Origin of the sequence: Pedobacter sp. GR22-6 (genome assembly GCF_037402555.1) — a bacterium.
Lineage (GTDB): Bacteria > Bacteroidota > Bacteroidia > Sphingobacteriales > Sphingobacteriaceae > Pedobacter.
This window is the reverse complement of sequence record NZ_JBBEUC010000004.1, coordinates 553,282-572,009: the sequence shown is the minus strand read 5'-3', so window position 1 is coordinate 572,009 and position 18,728 is coordinate 553,282. Positions and strand designations below refer to the sequence as shown.

General features: G+C 46.7%; 13 protein-coding genes. 11 read left to right on the top strand and 2 right to left on the bottom strand.

The features are described from left to right. The first annotated feature begins 1 nt into the window (after position 1). From WAE59_RS20570 to WAE59_RS20520, 11 genes are read left to right on the top strand one after another with little or no spacing between them, the layout of a single operon-like run. Positions 2 to 1,543 (top strand): RagB/SusD family nutrient uptake outer membrane protein, encoded by a 1,542-nt coding sequence (locus WAE59_RS20570; RefSeq protein ID WP_337857869.1) that lies wholly within the window; start codon positions 2 to 4, stop codon positions 1,541 to 1,543. Positions 1,544 to 1,557: 14 nt separating this feature from the next. After that, complete coding sequence (locus WAE59_RS20565) at positions 1,558 to 2,229, top strand: hypothetical protein (RefSeq protein WP_337857868.1); 672 nt, start codon at positions 1,558 to 1,560, stop codon at positions 2,227 to 2,229. Between the two features lie 11 nt (positions 2,230 to 2,240). Next, entirely contained in the window at positions 2,241 to 3,272 is a 1,032-nt protein-coding gene (locus WAE59_RS20560) for a DUF5007 domain-containing protein (protein WP_337857867.1), read from the top strand. Positions 3,273 to 3,292: 20 nt separating this feature from the next. Continuing rightward, positions 3,293 to 6,436, top strand: a complete 3,144-nt coding sequence (locus WAE59_RS20555; RefSeq protein ID WP_337857866.1) for a SusC/RagA family TonB-linked outer membrane protein — start codon at positions 3,293 to 3,295, stop codon at positions 6,434 to 6,436. Positions 6,437 to 6,446: 10 nt separating this feature from the next. Continuing rightward, positions 6,447 to 7,955 (top strand): RagB/SusD family nutrient uptake outer membrane protein, encoded by a 1,509-nt coding sequence (locus WAE59_RS20550; RefSeq protein ID WP_337857865.1) that lies wholly within the window; start codon positions 6,447 to 6,449, stop codon positions 7,953 to 7,955. A gap of 16 nt (positions 7,956 to 7,971) precedes the next feature. Next, positions 7,972 to 8,691 carry a fasciclin domain-containing protein gene (locus tag WAE59_RS20545; RefSeq protein ID WP_337857864.1) on the top strand — a complete coding sequence of 240 codons (720 nt, stop codon included), beginning with the start codon at positions 7,972 to 7,974 and terminating at the stop codon, positions 8,689 to 8,691. A gap of 37 nt (positions 8,692 to 8,728) precedes the next feature. Further along, positions 8,729 to 10,345, top strand: a complete 1,617-nt coding sequence (locus WAE59_RS20540; protein ID WP_337857863.1) for a DUF5008 domain-containing protein — start codon at positions 8,729 to 8,731, stop codon at positions 10,343 to 10,345. Positions 10,346 to 10,369: 24 nt separating this feature from the next. After that, the gene (locus WAE59_RS20535) at positions 10,370 to 12,085 is read left to right on the top strand and encodes a LamG-like jellyroll fold domain-containing protein (protein ID WP_337857862.1); all 1,716 of its coding nucleotides are present in this window, start codon (positions 10,370 to 10,372) and stop codon (positions 12,083 to 12,085) included. A 5-nt stretch (positions 12,086 to 12,090) separates the two neighbouring features. Beyond that, complete coding sequence (locus tag WAE59_RS20530; protein WP_337857861.1) at positions 12,091 to 14,016, top strand: M60 family metallopeptidase; 1,926 nt, start codon at positions 12,091 to 12,093, stop codon at positions 14,014 to 14,016. A gap of 27 nt (positions 14,017 to 14,043) precedes the next feature. Beyond that, positions 14,044 to 15,801: an alkaline phosphatase family protein gene (locus WAE59_RS20525; protein ID WP_337857860.1), complete on the top strand. Its 1,758-nt coding sequence runs from the start codon at positions 14,044 to 14,046 to the stop codon at positions 15,799 to 15,801. A 24-nt stretch (positions 15,802 to 15,825) separates the two neighbouring features. Beyond that, positions 15,826 to 16,698, top strand: coding sequence for a discoidin domain-containing protein (locus WAE59_RS20520; RefSeq protein WP_337857859.1), 873 nt, complete (start codon positions 15,826 to 15,828; stop codon positions 16,696 to 16,698). 236 nt (positions 16,699 to 16,934) lie between these two features. Here the strand turns inward: WAE59_RS20520 and WAE59_RS20515 are convergent, their stop codons facing one another. Next, positions 16,935 to 17,282, bottom strand: a complete 348-nt coding sequence (locus WAE59_RS20515; RefSeq protein WP_337857858.1) for a hypothetical protein — start codon at positions 17,280 to 17,282, stop codon at positions 16,935 to 16,937. A 126-nt stretch (positions 17,283 to 17,408) separates the two neighbouring features. Then, entirely contained in the window at positions 17,409 to 18,659 is a 1,251-nt protein-coding gene (gene metK / locus WAE59_RS20510) for a methionine adenosyltransferase (protein ID WP_337857857.1), read from the bottom strand. Between the last annotated feature and the right edge of the window lie 69 nt (positions 18,660 to 18,728).

Genomic DNA, 18,728 nt, shown 5'->3' with positions numbered 1-18,728 from the left:
GATGAAATCTTTTGAAAATAAAAATACTCGGTTCAGCAGATTGCTGTTCCTTTTGTTCGGCCTGGCCCTGTGCCTCACGGTGTCCTGCAAAAAAGCGTTGGACGTCCCCTCGAGCAGGTTGGCCAATGAAGATGGGCATTGGACCACCTTACAGGATACCAGGTCGGGCCTAATGGCTACCTACGGTTTGATGCGTGTGGCTATGGCTGAAAACAATGCACACTGGCTTTGGGGAGAATTGAGGAAAGGCGATTTCAATGCTTCCAGCAGATCGGACCTGAAATCCATAGTCAGCAGCGATTTGAACGCTTCTTATCCTTTACTCCAAAACATCACCAACTGGAGAAAATTTTATGCGGTCATCAACAGTGCCAGTTTATTGATTGAAAGGGCCTCAGAAGTCCTGAAGGCAGATGTACGTTACACTGAACCTAACTATAAAGTGGATGTGGCACAGGCGCGTGCATTAAGAGCTTTTGCTTATTTCTACATGGTGAGAATCTGGGGCGATGTACCCCTGATCACCTCCTCTCATGACGGTACATTTCAGATGAAACCCCGCACCGACCAGACGAAGGTATTGGCTTATGCCGAATCCGAACTGATCGCAGCAGCCAGGGACTTGCCCTATATTTATGGACAGGAAAATAACGAATTACTTCCAGGCCTGTATTATGGATACAATTCGGACCGTTGGAGAGGGGCTTTGTTTACCAAGATCTCCGCTTATGCCATACTGTCGCACATCGCGGCATGGCAGTCGCATTATATCGATGCCGCTGTCTATACCGACTTCATCATGACCAATTATTCGAAAGCAAATATTGGTTATACCACCACCACTGACCTTACTGCGGCAGACGGGATTTTCAATGGACAATCGGATGAACAGATCGTTTGTTTCGGTTTCAATGATGTATATGGAGAATCTACTGTCAATGGACATATTGAACAGCTTGTCCTTGCTGCTCCATTAATCGCAAGGCAAACACCGGACATTTACGTCTCTAAAGACAGCATCTCTGCAGCTTTTACTGACCTCAATGACCAGCGGTTTGGACTGGATACCCTTTCAGGCCTTCCGAGAACCAATTATTTTGTCAACTATAGCGGTGAAACGCCGGTCTTCAGCAAAATCAAAGTGCTGAGGGGAGGTTCTACCAATGGCAATTTTGCGATCTACAGCTCCAATCTATTGTTTACCCGTCTGGAGGAACTGGTGCTACTCAGGGCAGAGGCACTTGCAGTTCTGGGGCAGTCTATTGACGCAGCCACCTTATTGAACACCATCAGAAAGAACAGGGGACTGGGCTCATTCACCGAAGGACCGGGGAAAGACCTCATCAGGGAAATATTTGAAGAGCGCAGGAGAGAGCTCATGGGAGAGGGTTGGCGCTGGTATGACCTCATCCGCTACAACAAGATCAAGAAAACCGATCCCGCGTTCATGGCCCTGATCAATTCAAAAGGAATCTACTGGCCTATAGCCAAAGAAGTGCTGAATGCCAACACCACCCTGGTTCAAAATAGCTATTGGAAATAACAAAACATATAAAGATGAAAAGTAAAAATAGAACTGTCTTTTTCCTGTTGACGATACTCATCAGTACCCAGTTGTTTTCCTGTAAAAAAGGCGATTCTCCTTACTACAATTATGAGAATGAACTCAAGCAATTTGATGGAAATGCCCTGGATTACCTTAAAGCACAAAAAGGAATTTACGATTCCCTTCTGGTGGTGCTCAGCAGGCTCCCAAACCTGGAGGATTCTTTAAGAAAGGAGAAACTGACCCTCTTCGCTGTGACCAATAAAAGTTTTCAGACCTCGGTAGAAAACCTGAACGCAGTACGTAAAAGAACTAACAAAACCCCTTTGTACCTCGCAACTATGGACATCAAAGAACTGGATACCATGACCAGCAGGTACATCATCCGCGGACAATATACCAGCAAGGATTTTGAAAATTATACCGACGGCTTGTTGCTGAAAAGCATCGGTTACAATTACTCCATGCATGTGCTGTATTCGAAGGCAGATGCTTCGGGGCTCATTGGCGGCGGACCTACCGTGATCACTTTCAGCGATCCCAAGAACTCCATATTCATCAGGTACTGGCAGCGTACTCCTACCAATGCAGTAAACATCAGGACAAACAATGCCACCATTAATGTAGTGGCTCCCGGTCACGATTTCGGCTTCGGTGATTTTGTAACCAGGATTAACAATTAAGGCAAATGAAAATGAAGAATACATACTCCACCACATTACTTTGCATGCGCTTTGCAGCATTGTTGTTGATGATCGTCACTTCGGGTTGCGAGAAAAACCTTCCCGATGACCGGGAATCTCTCGGACTGGATACGCGTTTCACACAAACCGTCTATACCCCTGTACTGGGAAGGAATACCCTGTTTTCCAATAACTTTTTTGTAGGCAGTTCTTCCCTGCCACTCACTTTCAAAATCATCAATATGCGAACCAGGGAAGGCGCAGCTGCACCTGAACTGACCCAGAATACGCCTGTACAGATCTGGACACAGCCTTATCTGGGCGATGAAAAATCCATCGCTGAGATCGAAGCCAAAAGGAAATTCGAAAACCGTCCGCTTTTCGAAATCAGGGAGCATTCAGGACAGTTCCTGATGTGGTCGGCCGCGACGTCCAATGTGCTCAGGACACAGCCTGATTCAGGTTATGTTTTCGATGTAGAGGTTTCCAATTCCGGCGGGCGCAGGTATTTCCGGGACTTTAAATTGATGCCGCTGAAAGAGCGGGCATTTGAACCCTCTACCTTAAATCCCACCACCGGTCTGGCGCAATTTGTAGGGCTTTCACCTACCAATGTCAATAACATACGCGGCGCCAGGACGAGCAGGTTTTTGGGAACAGGTGATATCCAGGTATTGTTCAGGAAAATCGGTCCGGGCAAATCATTGAGTTTCAAGTTTGTGGATTCACTGTTCCAACCCATAGATCCGGCCAAATTCAACCTCACCAAATGGGATAAGCTGGTTCATGGCTTCAATATGGTAAAAACCACAGAATCTGTGAAATACGACCTCGCTTATCCGGTTCCCTTGATTGCCTACCGAACCGATTATACCAATACTGCCGGAGATAAGGCGCGTGTGGTATTCCGGTACGAGCGACAAGGCTTTGGCAACATCAGAGAGGAAGCGAACCTCAATCTGGAGTTCTCCATTTTTGAACAGGGCGAATGGGAGATCATATGCTGGTTCAAGAATGAGCCACCAAAATTTATTAATGATTAATAATGTATAGAATTTCTGATATGAGACATACGGTTACAATATTTTCCTTATTCCTGCTTCTGGGATTTGCCGGTCAGGCCCTGGCCCAAAAGAAGGTGGTCGTCAAGGGGACGGTGACGGACAAGGCAGTAAACAGGCCCATTCCGGGAGTGGTTGTCTTATCTGGCAAGCCATTGGTCACTATAGGACAAACCAATTCCGAAGGGATGTTTGCGGTCACAGTAGACGAGGGCGCAGAGTTAAGTTTTAAATATATAGGGTATAAGACCATCAGCAGGAAAGTTGGGGGAAACCCGGTGATGAACATCACTATGGAAGAAGAGATCAATGCCCTGAAAGAAACTGTCATTATAGGCTATAGTAAAAAAACCAAAGAGGTTTCTACTGGATCCAGCGTGGTCATTACAGCTAAAGACATACAGGATGCGCCTGTGGCGAATGTGATGGAGCTGATCCAGGGTAAAGTAGCTGGTCTCAATGTGCAGAACAACAATGGAACACCAGGCATGCGCGGCTCCATCAACATCAGGGGGATTTCCAATGTCAACATTACCGGTTCCGGCGATCAGGCATTTCTCACGCCGACTTCCCCATTATTTGTTGTGGACGGTATCCCTATTGACGATAATGCCGATTACTCCTATGGTTTTGAGCAGGCCGGCCCGGGCCTGAGCCCGATTTCCCTGATCCCAACAGAAGATATCCAACAGATTGAGATCCTAAAAGATGCCCAGGCAACTTCATTATACGGCTCCCGGGGTGCCTATGGAGTAATCCTGATCACCACCAAAAGAGGAAATTCCAAAGTACCGATCATCAAATACATCGGCAACTTCACCTTCGATACCCCGCCTTCATTACGTACCGTGATCGGAGGTAAGGGCGAAAGGCTGATGCGTATCGATCAGATCATGCAGAACGATACCAATTACTACCATGCACTAAATACGGTCAACAGTACTGCTTTCCTTGCGGATAGTCTCAATGCCTATTATAACAATTCTACAAACTGGCAGGACCAATACTTCAGAAGCACCTTCAACCAAACACATAATGTGGACATCTCCGGAGGAGAACAACGCTTCAATTATAAGGTCAACACAGGCTATTACAGTAAGAAAGGGATTGTAGAAAATACGGACTACACCCGTTATAGCCTGAATATGAACAGCCAGTACCAGCCCAATGACCGCTTCAAATTACTGGCTACAGTATCCAATAGTTTCGGAAAAAACAGTGCAGGAGGTGGAAATAGCTTAACCCAGACAGGGGTCGGTACCAGTGGGGCTTCTTCTTCCTTATTGCCCGCACCTTCCCTGTTTACAGCTACCAATTCCTTGTTAAGTACCCTCAATACCCTCAATGACAGCAAGACGATCAACATCATCACCAGTCTGGATATTGAATACGAGTTCATAAAAGGGCTGAGGGCATCCACTTCCCTCAGCTACAATTACCTAACGGCTACTACCGACCGTTTCAAGCCGGGAGCGCTCAATAATAACTTCAATGAAATCTATAAGTATTATGATAGAAAAAATACCCTCTACAACAGGACCAGGATCGGTTATGTAAAACAGATCGGGGAGCAGCATAATTTTAGTGCTTCCGTATTTAGTGAGATCAATGCTACCAATTTCAGGGCCGATGCAATCCTGCAGAACAGCAGCCCCAACGATCAGGTGCAGGGACCATTGGGTTACGATTGGTACAATTCAAGAGGAGGTACCTTAAATAACCTCAGTGACCTCCGTACAGTTTCCCTGGCTGGGGCATTTTCCTATAATTATGCCCAGAAGTATGTCCTGGACCTCACCTATCGTGTAGATGGATCATCCACCAAAGGTCCGGACGGCGGTTACTCTAAAAACCCTTCTATCGGTTTACGCTGGAATTTCAATAAGGAAGGATTCATGCAAAGCTTCAACTGGTTGGACTATAGTTCACTTCGGGTTTCTTATGGAAAGAATATCGTGCCCACCGGAACAGTGTATGATGTCTTCGGACGTTATGTCGCCGGGGGCAATTACAACCAGAATCCTACCGTCAGCCTCGACCTCAGTACCATTCCAAACACCGGGCTGACGCCGACTACCACCACGCAATACAATGCGGGCTTCGAGGCAGGTTTCTTCAATTCCAGGTTGAGTCTGGTATTTGATACCTATTACAAGCAGGTCGACAATATGCTGCGTACCAAAGATATCGCCAACATTAACGCCTTTGCCCAGGTAAAGACAAACGAAATGAGTGTGGTAAACTACGGCTATGAGCTGACCATCAACACGAGACCCTTATCCAGCACCAGTAAACTGAGATGGGATTTTAGCGTAAATGGCGCCTACAATAAAGATGTGATGGCCCACCTTCCCGATGGCGTCAGCCAGATCCTCGTTGCGGGAGGCAATACCGATCAGGCAATCCTCTACCGCCTGGGCAAGAACAGCCTCTCTAATGTATTGCTGAATACCAAAGGAGTCTACGCTTCTAACACAGAAGTCCCTGTAGATCCATTAACCGGACTAAGGTACCGTACCGGAGGGAATGTTGGCGATCAGACTTATTTCAGGGCAGGGGATCCAAGGTGGACCGACCTCAACGGAGATTATATCCTGGATGCCAATGATTATGTCGTAGTGGGAAATTCCCAGCCGCTCATCACAGGCGGGGTCACTTCCTATATGCAGTATAACAATTTCTCCTTAAGTGTTACGGGTTCGTACACCCTCATCAGGGATATCCTGAACAATGCCCTGGCCTCCAGGTTCCAGAATTTCCAGGATCCGGTAAGCCTGAGTGGATTGGTACCCATCGAGCAGTACAACTACTGGAAGAGTAGTGGGGACAATGCAACTTATCCCAATCCCTACGACTATACCCGTTACAGTCAGTACAGACCTTTCCGCTACGACCAGACCCTGTTCCAGGAGGACGGCTCCTATTTCAAAATCGGACAGGTCACCCTGTCTTACAACCTGAAAAAAGAACTGATCAAGAAATGGGGGATCTCATCATTAAGGGTGTATGGCACAGCGTATAATGTGTATACGTTCAGCAACTATTCAGGCCCCAACCCGGAAAGTGTGACTGATCTGGGCAGGGATACCTCAGGGGGCTATCCCAATCCACGCTCATACATTCTGGGTTTAAATGTTCAATTCTAAAATAGATTTTATGAAACGACTGATATATACATTGCTGATGACCATCCTAGGAATGGCCACATTTACCGGATGTAAGAAATTCTTAAATGTCACCCCGATAGACAACCTTTCAGGAAACAATTACTGGCAGACCCAAAAAGATGTCGAAGCTTTTACCGCCGGGATATACAATCAATTTAGGGAGAATACCCTTTCCTCAGCCTATTTTCCTGCTACCGGAGATCTGCGCTGCAGTCCCGCAGTAGAAACACCGGGGCTGGGTCGGTCTTACATCACCCGGATCGTTACCAACGACATCCGTAACTTGCTCAGCACTGGTGGTTATTACGAAAACCTGTTCAATTATCAGGGTCTTACCAAATGGGATGGCTGGTATAAAATGATCCAGGCAGCCAATGTATTGTATGTGCAGGCTTACAATGTGCCGGTGCTTTCCGATTCCGAAAAAAAGAAGTACCGGGCAGAAGCCGTATTCCTTCGAAACCTGGCCTATTTCTTTATGGTGCGTCAATTCGGGGATGTAGCGTATTATACCAATGCCTATAACCAGACCGCCCTGCCCAGAATGAAGATGGTACAGGTGCTGAACAACTGCATGGCTGATCTCAAAATCGTGAAAAACGACTTACCCTGGACCTATGAAGATCCTTCCATCGTGGGAATCCGTGCCATGCGTGGTAGTGCCATTGCCTTGCTCATGCACATGAATATGTGGGCAGCTGGATTTGACGAAGCCAATAAAATGAAATACTATACCGATGTGGATCAATTGGGTGCGGAGATCATGGGCAATAACAGCTATGCCCTGCTGCCCATCTCCAGGACCAAGGAAATTTTCAAAGGACGTACAAAAGAAAGTTTGTTTGAAGTACTGAGGAGCCTCAATTATGGAGAATACTCCAATGGGGCTTACCTGTACAATACTTTCACGGACATGGTCCTGCATTATCCACATAAACCGGTGCAGTCCATTACCAAGAGCTACATCTATTACAATTCGAAGTTCATCTCAACCCTTTATCCTACAGGTGTTCCTGATAAGCGCGCAGAATATTGGTTTGATCCTCTGACCTTATATGCTACAGACGGAAAATGGGAGCTCCTCAAATTTGTCAATATTTTCGCAGCCGAAGGTGAAGACGTACTGCCTGATGACGACCTGATCGTATTCCGTTTGGCAGATGCCATCCTGCTGCGTGCAGAAGCACAGGCCGAACTGGGTGACGAGGCTGGGGCCAGAACCACCGTAAACCTGGTCCGCGCAAGGGCCGAGGCAGACCCGATCACCGAATCCGGAAAGGACCTGAGGGACGCCATCTACTATGAGCGCTGCCGCGAACTGATGGGTGAGGGACATTATTATTACGATCTGGTCCGTACCAAAAAGGTGCTTGACCGCGAGTACTGCTTCCAGCCGATTTCTGTGGAAGCTTTCAAAGCCGGCGCATGGGCCTGGCCTATCGATGTTGCGGCCCTTACCAACAACCCTTACATGACCTTGAATGATTATTGGAAATAATATAAACAACAGATCTATGTTTAAGAATTTGAAAAGTACCATCCTCGCTATATTGCTTTCGGTTTGCCTGTTTTCTGCATGTTCCAAGAAAGATTACTTTGTAGACACAGGTTTGCACGACCCCAATTACAATGGCACCATCCTGCAGTACCTCAATGCCAAGCCGATGCTGTTTGACAGCCTCGTAAGGGTGATCAACGTAGCTGGCATGAACGATGTCTTTGCCAAAGAAAACATTACCTTTTTTGCACCGGCAAGCTCCTGTATCCACAGGGCCATCAAAAATCTCAATGCCAACCTGAGGTCCAATGGAAAAGATACCGTCTCCAAACTGGAGCAAATCAAACCGGAAGTCTGGAAGGAAACTTTAGCGCAGTACATTTTTAAAGGGAGCTACCGTCTTAAAGACATCCCGCAGATCGATACTGCAGCCCTGAATGCATTTCCAGGACAGGGTTACACTTCCTATGGGGGCAGATCGATGAACCTTGGGGTGTTTTACAATGATGCCAGCGGTGTGAAATATGTCGGCTACAGGCAGTTGATCCTTTCGTTCATCCCTGATTTTTCCAATCCGAAAGTGGGACTCATCAATACTCCGGTAGCGACATCCGATATCCAGCCGACCAACGGGGTGCTGCATGTGCTGCGCTACCAGGGACATTCTTTTGGTTTTGAAAGCAGCCGGTTCATTACTGCGGCCATTTCAGCAGGGATAGCGAAAGCTGGGGAATAAAGGTTCAGGTATTCACATAGATATTTAAATGAAGATCATGATTTCGATAAATAGAATAAAAAAGAGAAAATACACCTTTGGAACCAGCCTTTTGATCCTGCTGACCCTAAGCCTCTCTTGTAAAAAACAGGTCATACAGGAAGACCCCTACAAAGGAGGGAAGGAATCATTGGGTGTGAAATTTACCTCCGATGAACCTGATCCGGCCAGCGGATCACCGGGAAATGAGGTGACCTTCAAAATTAACGGATTGGCAAAATACAAGGGCGATTTTGAATTTCTGATCAATGAAACCAAAGCCCAGGTGCTGGGCTCCACAGACAGTACCCTGACTGTTAAGGTGCCAGAGAACGCCAGTACCGGAGGCACAACTCTGCTGCTCGACGGACAATCTTTCTTTGGTCCTAAGTTTACCGTAGAGGGTAAAGTGACCATAGATGCTTCTTTTAAAGCGGTAAACGGCACCAATGGGGCAATCAACGATATATTGGCTACACCGGACGGCAATTACATGTTGGTTGGCGGTTTTACCAATTTCGAAAGTCAGGCCCCGGCAATACCGGTAAACCGGATTGTCATGATCGCAAGCGATGGTTCCTTTCAAAGCTCCCTGAGCGCGAAAGAAGGAGCCGATGGTACCCTGCAGTCGATTCATCGGCTGAACAGCGGAAAGTACCTGGTGTCCGGGGGCTTTAGCAGTTTCAATAAACGTAAAGGCATTAACGGTCTTACGCGCCTCAATTCCAACGGATCTCTGGACACTGCAATTGTAGAACTTATCAATATCAGGCCTGAAAATCCATTGATGGGCCTGGATACTGTAGCGGCATTCAATGGCGGGGTATATGGTTCGGTAGCGAAAAGCTTTGTGAAGGATGGGAAAACTACCCTGCTGGGCAATTTCAATAATTATGTGAGCTACTATTACTACCGCTCTACAAGAGATCTTAAAGTTCCTGACGTGACGAAAATGGCACAGTTGGTCAGACTCAAGGAAGACGGTAGTATGGACTCAACCTTTAATTTTAACGAGGTTACCAAAACCAGTTATGCCGGAGGCAATGGTGCGATCAATGGTGCATTTATGCAGGCAGATGGAAAGATCGTCGCAGTAGGAAGTTTCACTACTTTTCATGGTGTTAGTGCCAATTACATTGTACGCATCAATCTCGATGGGACAGTAGACCCAGGTTTTGCTACTGGTACAGGAGCAGATGGCGCGATTACCAGTATCAGCTACAACACCATCACCGGCAAAATCCTGCTGGCCGGCAGCTTCAAAAATTTCAATGGCAAGGCCAGGAGTGGGGTCGTGATGCTCAATACCAATGGTTCGGTAGACGATACTTTCCAGTTTCCTCAGGTTCTGGGCGGAATACCCAATTATGCCAGTCAGCTCAACAATGGGAAGGTGCTGGTTTCCGGCGGCTTCAATAGCTATAACGGGGTAATCCGACAAGGTTTCATGATCCTGAACCAGGATGGCACGCTGGCACAGGGCTACAACAATACCGGTGCTTTTCAGGGTAGGGTCCTGAAGGTGCTGGAGACGACTTCAGCCCTGGGTAATCCGGCAGTAATCCTTGTTGGCGATTTCAACAAATTCGACAACAGGAAGGTCGGCAATATTGTGCGTGTAGAAATCAGGCAATAAAGGCAGCAATTTTAAACCTAAGACATGAAGAAAATGAATACACATAAATTAGTTTCTGCAGCGGTGATCACGCTTTTAGTTTTGGTCGGCTCGGCTTGTAACAAGGACTTTGAAAACCGACTGAAGCCTTCCACAACTAATGACACCCTTGGGATCAGCACCAAATCGCGTAAAGTACTGTATATCATCGTAGATGGTATCCGGGGTAAGGCCATCCGGTCCATCAATGCACCCAACATCAGCAAAATAGCAAGAAATGCCATTTATGCCTATGATGCTTTGTCGGATTTCAACAGCAACACGATGACCAATGCTGGTGCATGGACGAGTATGATGACCGGGGTAACCAAAGACAAACACAATGTGACTACGGAAAATTTTACCGGAAATGCCATTTCCAGTTACCCAAGTTTGTTTACGCGGTTTAAACAGACCGATCCCAATATCCGAACGGCTTCTTTTGCCGCATCTGCGGCATTCAATGCCAACCTGGGTAATGATGCCACAATTCGTCAAACTTTTGAAAACAATGACCTCTCCGTAAAGAACGCGGTAAAAGAGGAACTGAAGCGGGGAGATGCAACCCTCGTTGTGGCTCAGTTCCATAGTGCAGAAGCTGCGGGTCAGGCAGGTGACTACCTGGAAACTTCGCCGGCTTATGCCAATGCGATCCTGCAACTGGACAATTATATCGGGGAGCTCATGACTGCACTCAGCAGCAGAACTACCTTTTCCAATGAAAACTGGCTAGTGGTGATTGCCTCCAATAAAGGGGGGATAATTCCTCCTGATCCTGCTGTGGTCGACCTCACCAGCTATGGCGATGCAACCAGGAATAATTTCATCGTGTTCTATAACCCACGCTTCAGCACACTGTTCCTGCCTAAGCCGGATTCTGAAAAGATTCCTTATAACAGCAACAGTGTCAATTTTACCTTCACCTCTTCTACACGTCCTACAGCGATCATCCAGAATGTGAATTCCTATAATTTCGGGGCCAATGGCAATTATACCATCGAGTTTCTCATTAAGAGTAAGGCGGGAAGCTACATCTACCCAACCTTCCTATCGAAACGGGTCACCAGTTTCACAGGCGCAGGCTGGAACATGTTCCTGGAAGGGGATAAATGGACCCTCAACTCTTCTGTAGCCAGTCAGGCCCAGGGTGGTGTGGTCAGCGACGGCAAGTGGCATAAACTAAGTGCGGTCTTCGATGGCACCAATAAAAAGGTCAGGGTATATACCGATGGTGTCATGAATACCGAACGCGATATGAATTCCAATAACATGAATACCTCGGTGCCTTTCAAAGTAGGCTACAACGCCGGAGATGGCAATGAGTCTGCAGACATCATGATCAACAGCTTGCAGATTTACAATGTGGCACTCAGTTCCACTCAGATTGCCAATTATGCCTGTAAAACTATTGTAGCAGAAAGCAATCCTAATTACGCAAGGCTCATCGGTTACTGGCCAATGAACGAGGGCGTGGGTACCGTATTGAAGGAAAAAACCGGTAGAGGAGCCGATCTGTTGACCGGTAGCAATGCCCAATGGCAAAGCTTCAATGATGTGAGCCCGGCACTTTGCCCTGAAATCAGCGATGCTTTTTTCAAAATGGTACCCAACAACATCGATATCCCCTTTGAGATTTACCATTGGATGGGAATTTCCATACCTACCCAATGGGCATTGGACGGCAAGGCATGGAACCCTATTTATTCAGACATTAAACCATAAAGCTTATGAAGAAGATGATTTTTTCTAACAAAATATCCATTGTGCTGCTTTTCTTCAGCCTGGCTTCCTGTAAAAAATATGGCTACGATTTTGAAGATGGCTTCAATAAACCCAGTACTGCAGGGAACGAATTTACCGGAGATACCTCGATGTCTAAGGTCGACCGTTCCATGTACTCCAGGGCCAGGATTTTCCCTGGTCTGGTAGAAGCTGCGGAGCCCCGGATCAAAGATGCGAAATTTGTACTCGACCTGAATTTTTCCAGTTCAGATGCCAAGATCCTGCGCATTCAGGTGGCACCGGAACCCCAGTTCAGCACAGGGTATTATGCCCCTGCTGGTGAATTGGTGAAGATCGTAGTGCCGGCAGGTGTGAATGGATTAAGTGTACAGGTGGGCGGGCATACTGATAACCTGACAGGACAGCTGAACCTGAAGCGCGATCCGTTGATTTTTACCATGAAACAACTCTATCCCGGCGACAATTTTGTACGTAATCCCTATGGCGGGACCATTTATATCCGCGCTGCTTTTGCAATTGCACAGCCGGTAGAGTTTAGCATCACCGGAGCGGTTAAGTCTCCTGATTTTGTACTTGGCGAAAGCAATGATGCCACCTGGATTGAACAGGTAAAGGCTTCCACAGTGCCATGGCTGGAAATGCGTACCAAAAGGGTCATCTTTCTGATCCCAAGGGATTTCCTGATCAAGAATTTCAATTCTTCAAAGCCCATCACCAACCCAACTGCACTCATGACCGCCTGGAACAATGTATTTGAACTGGATTTCAACGGCTGGATGGGGCTTTCAGACCAGTCGGCGGATGTCCGCGACAGGAGCCCGCAAGGGCCATGGCGGGAAGTGCTGGATATCCAGCCTTCAGTAGGTTATGGGCATAGCGGCTTTCCAACGGTAGCTACTATGGACGATGAGTGGTTCGACAGTGTGGTGAACCTCGATCAATTGCGCAATGGCGCCAATTGGGGTACGTACCATGAGTTTGGTCACAATTGCCAGCAGGTAACTACCTGGAGCTGGAGCACACTGGGGGAAACGACCAACAACCTGTTCAGTTTTAAAGTGGCGAACCGTACTGGCGCAAACTTCTCCATCCAGCATGGCGATGATTGGGTCGTTCCCGCCCTCAATTATGCGGCGGCAGTAAGCGGTACCAAGAATTTTGATGTCGATGCAGCCATCAATGATCCCTTCATGCGGATCATTCCTTTCCTGCAGATCTTTGAAAAATACGGCTACGGCGCCATGCCTTACCTGTATACCGCTGCCAGACATGCCCAGCGCTTGTCCAATTCCGACCAGGATAAACATGATTTTGTTTACGAGCGCTTTTCTGAATATGCCAGGGTAGACCTGAAGCCCTTCTTTGAGGCCTGGGGCATTGCCTTGTCTTCCCAGTCGAAAATCAAGATTGCAGCTCAGTTCCCTTTGTTGACCAAACAGATCTGGACCTATAACCCAATGACCAAAACAGGTGGTACCGCTGATATTACTTACAAAACGACCATTACGGTCAATTCCGAAGAGCTGGTAGGTGAGGGCGCTACCAACGGCCGCGCAACTGCATTGCTGGATGGAAGTACATCTACCTTCTGGCATTCGGAATGGTATGCTAAAACGGCGACTTATCCTTATACGTTCATGGTCAATGCAGGTGCCGCTATCCCGGTCAAAGGAATCTTCTTTGTGCCGCGCAACAGTACGGCCCAGCGACCTAAAACTGCGGAGATCTATTACAGTACAGACAATGTGAGCTATACACTGATCGGAACGACCCAGATCACCAATGCCTTTGCGCGGTACAACTATAATTTCCCATCAACGGTGACTGCACGGTATTTCAAGGTGATCCTTAAAGACGCCTGGACAAATACACCGAATGCGGCTTTATCAGAAATGGACCTGATCAAATAATTGGTATTAAGCACTAAAAAGACGATAATGATACAGTATAAAAATAGACATACCTTAAGATTCTGTGCAGTTGCATTGCTTTTCGGCGCGCTCTCTACCGCCTGTAAGAAGTATGAAAATCCGGCACAGATCTTCGAGGAATATGGAGAAATTACGCAGAAGGCAGAGCGGAAGGTCTTACTCATTAGTATAGACGGGGCTACCGGGGCAGAGGTAAAAAAGGTCAACCCTGCCACCATCGCCGAGATGCTGAAGAACAGTAAATATACTTTTAACGGTGTGAGTGACATCAGGACAAATAATGGTTCTACCTGGGCCAGTATGCTTTCAGGCGTCAGTTCTGCCAAACACGAGATTGCAAATGAACAATTTGTGCGGGAAAATACCGGAGATGAGCATGGAGCCATTACCAATTACCCCACTTTTCTTTCCAGGATACTGGATGTACGGCCGGAATATAAGTCGGTAAGCATTACTACGAATTCAGAATTGCACCGCTTTCTGATCCATGCCGATCACCGCATGTTACTTGCAAATGATGCACTCGTGCGCGACTCTGCAGTTAAAACCCTGGAAGCGGAAAATGCCAATGTGTTTGTCGTAAATTTCAGGGATGTGCTTACGGCAGGTACCACCTTTGGTTTCTCTGCAGATATTCCGGAGTATAAGGCAGCCATTCAGAAAACAGATACTTATATCGCAGAGTTGATGGCAGCACTGAAAAAGCGTAAGAATTATGCAAAGGAGGAATGGCTGGTGATCGTCAATTCCAATCATGGTGGAACGGGAAAAGTGTACGGTGGAAATACAGCACAGGAAAGAAACATTTTCAGCATATTCTACAATCCAAATTTCAAGGCACTGGAAATGGATGTGAAACCCTTCTATGGTGTCAGGCTCTATGGAAAAGGCGATGATGCAGCAATCGTGGCTGCCGGAGGGGTAGTCAAGGCGAATGCCCCGGATCCTTCTGGCCTGTACAACCCCGGCAACGGATCAATGACAGTAGAGGCCAAAGTGCTTTTCAATAAGAATGCAGCAGGTAACTATACTTATAATGTGCCCCCTTTCCTGAGCAAGACTGCCAACCGTTCGGGCAGTACAGCGGGCTGGTCCTTCTTTAGAAATGGCACGGGAATTACCTTTTACGTAGCCAATGGTGTAACCAATGTGCAACCATTTGTTGGTGGCGTAGGTATCGATGGAAGGTGGCATACCATTGCCGCTACCATTGCAAGAGCAGGTAGCGAATATAGGATCAACGTATTTGTAGATGGGATAAAAGCCACGACAGAGACGACCATAGCCGACGCCGCTACCAGTCTGGTAACTTCTCCTGCAGACCTGGTTATGGGTTACCACCCTACGGTTTTTTCAGGTGGCTATATTGACATGTACATGGCGGATGTGAAGATCTGGAACCGTGTATTGCCGGACGCGGCCTTAAAAAGCAACATCAGCATAGCAGACGTTCCCACGACAGACCCTTATTATACTAACCTGGTTGGGTATTGGCCAGCCAATGATGGCGGATCTAACTTGTTTCGGAATAAAGCAACGGTGGCCAATGCCCCTAATTTCAACATTAGCGGTAATTACAGGTGGGACTTGCTTGCTTCAGCCATCCCGGATAGTTATGCGCCCTCCAACCCTGATTTCGTTTTGCTGCAGAACATCGACGTGGCAACCCAGCTCTACTATTGGTTAAGGGTTCCTGTGAAGAGCGACTGGGGACTAGATGCGGAAGCCTGGCTTTCTGCTTTTGAAAGGGAGTTTATCAAATAGGAGTTATCCATTAATTAAAAGAAAATGAAAAAATACAGACTCTATTTATACCTGTTGGTGGCTGTGCTGCCCATGGCTTCCTGTAAGAAAAATTCTGTTCCGGCCGAAATCATTCCTGAAGTGATTGCCCCGGTAGTTGTCGAAGATCCTAATTACCTGACCGTAGCGAATACAATAGAAGTTTCCGCAGTATTGGAAGGGGCTAAGTTTGTCTGGCAAAATGAAGCTAAGAAAGCCGTTAGCATCAAAATCCGATATGCAGAAGATGGGATCAGCAAGGAACAAACGATCGAGAACAACCTGGACGTTGCAGGGACTGTCACTGTACCGATTTCGTCCCTGACGAATTTTACGTTGCTGGTTTCCAATACCAATGGGAAAGCAACGGCAACCAAATTAATGGGGATTCTTCCAATCCTGAAACCCGAATCTAAATTGTCGAAATCTGGCTGGTCAGCTACGGCATCGAGTGAGATCAACGATCCGGATGAGGAACTGAACGGGGCCAATAACATCGTCGACGCAGTAACGGTAAAAAGCATCACCTCGCCTTCCAGCCCTTCGTTCTGGCAGTCAGATTATTACCTGGATCCTATTTATCCTTACCCGCACTGGCTTCTTGTAGATATGAAGAAAGCTTCGAAGATCACTAAGGTCGGTCTGAACGCACATGTGGATGCCAATCAGGGTTTCAATAGCTTCAAGATCGAAGGAAGCGTAGATGGAGCTGTTTTTGCAGATATAGGCAACGGTGTGAAAACTTTCAATCCTGCCCTGCTGACAGAGCAAAATTATACTGTCAGCACACCAGTCTCTATCAGGTATGTGAAGATTACCCTGCTAACCGGCTCACCTTATCCATGCCTGGCTAATTTCGAAGCCTATGCGAGACAATAAGCTACTCGTATCTTCTATCCCTTTGAATGGCTCAAGGATGAGTCTTAGCTAATTCCGCGCTGAATAAGGATTAGATTCAAACTGAATCCACCTTTTTTATGAAAAAAGGTGGACTCAACGTGGACTCATGGTGGACTCACTGTGCATTCAACCGGAATTCATATAAAAGAGAAGCCATCTGCGGGCAGATGGCTTCAACATGAAATTTAGGTTTATAATTAAATTTTGAGATCAGTCTAACTAAACAGTTCCTGCAGGTCTCTGTCGGCCGTGGGGATCTTTTTCAGGAAGTCGTCGAACCCGGCATTCTCCTGTGAACTGTACATACCGTATGCATCTAAGATATAGCCAATTTGACCTTCTTTATCTTCCAGAATGTATAGTACAGAATTATCTCCGGGATCAGAGTCGCCCTCAAAACGATAGGTTTTGATGATGCTGAGATCCTCAGGTCTGTAAATCTTGTTGACACCAACGCCCTGCATTTTGCCATGGTCGGTCATCTTTATTTCGTTGTCTAAGCCTTTAAGCCTTAACTTCTCTAAGATCTGGCTTAACGTATTCATTTCTACCGGATGTTCCATAACAGTTCTAATTTTGTTCTAATAAAACAACAGGCTACTGAAATGGTTTGGTTTATTTCTTTGACGGGCATAAAAAAGGCTTCCCGAACGCTCGGGAAGCCTTTTTATTATTTTGATAAATGTTACTTACAATCCAAAAGCAGCTTTCACCTGATCTACAAAGTCTAATTTCTCCCAGGTAAACAATTCAACAGTCACTGTTTTCTCTTCGCCGTTTGGCGTTCTAAAAGTCTTCGTTACTGTTTCTGCTTTACGGCCCATATGTCCATAAGCAGCAGTTTCGCTATAGATTGGGTTTCTAAGTTTCAGCCGTTGCTCAATGAAGTATGGACGCATGTCAAAAAGACCTTCTACGATTTTGGCAATCTCTCCGTCCGTTTTGTTCACTTTACCGGTACCATAGGTGTTGATGTAAATACCCATAGGTTTGGCTACACCGATGGCATAACTCACCTGAACCAGGATTTCGTCGGCTACGCCGGCTGCTACCAGGTTTTTTGCAATGTGGCGGGTTGCATAAGCTGCACTTCTGTCCACTTTACTTGGATCTTTTCCGGAGAAAGCACCACCACCGTGTGCACCTTTGCCGCCATAGGTATCAACGATGATCTTACGGCCCGTTAAACCGGTGTCACCATGAGGGCCGCCGATCACGAATTTGCCGGTCGGGTTAATGTGGTATTCTATTTTATCGTTGAATAAGTGCGCGTACTGTGGGTATTTGGCGATGATACGTGGGATCAGGATGTCTACCAGGTCTTTTTTAATCTTGGCCAGCATTGTTGTTTCCTCATCGAAATCATCGTGTTGTGTAGAGATTACAATGGCGTCGATGCGTACCGGCTTGTTGTTGTCATCGTACTCCAGTGTCACTTGAGATTTGGCATCGGGACGCAGGTAAGTGATCTCTGTATTTTCGCGTCTGAGCACAGCAAGTTCCTGCAGCAATTTGTGTGAAAGGTCCAGGGCCAGCGGCATATAGTCCTGGGTCTCGTTGGTAGCATAACCAAACATCATACCCTGATCACCGGCACCCTGCTCTTCTTTATTGCTGCGGTCTACACCCTGGTTGATATCCTGAGATTGTTCGTGGATGGCCGAAAGGATACCGCATGAATTGGCTTCAAACATGTATTCACTTTTGGTATAGCCGATCTTTTTGATCACATCACGTGCAATCTGCTGTACGTCCAGATAAGTTTTAGACTTCACTTCTCCCGCAAGGATTACCTGGCCGGTAGTAACTAACGTTTCGCAGGCAACTTTGGATTCTGCATCAAAAGCCAGGAAGTTGTCAATAAGTGCGTCTGAAATTTGATCGGCAATTTTATCTGGGTGACCTTCAGAAACTGATTCGGATGTAAATAAATACGACATTCTAAATAATTAAATTTTTAATTAAACAATTACCTAAATGGAATCAGACCCTGCTAGACAGGCGGTAAA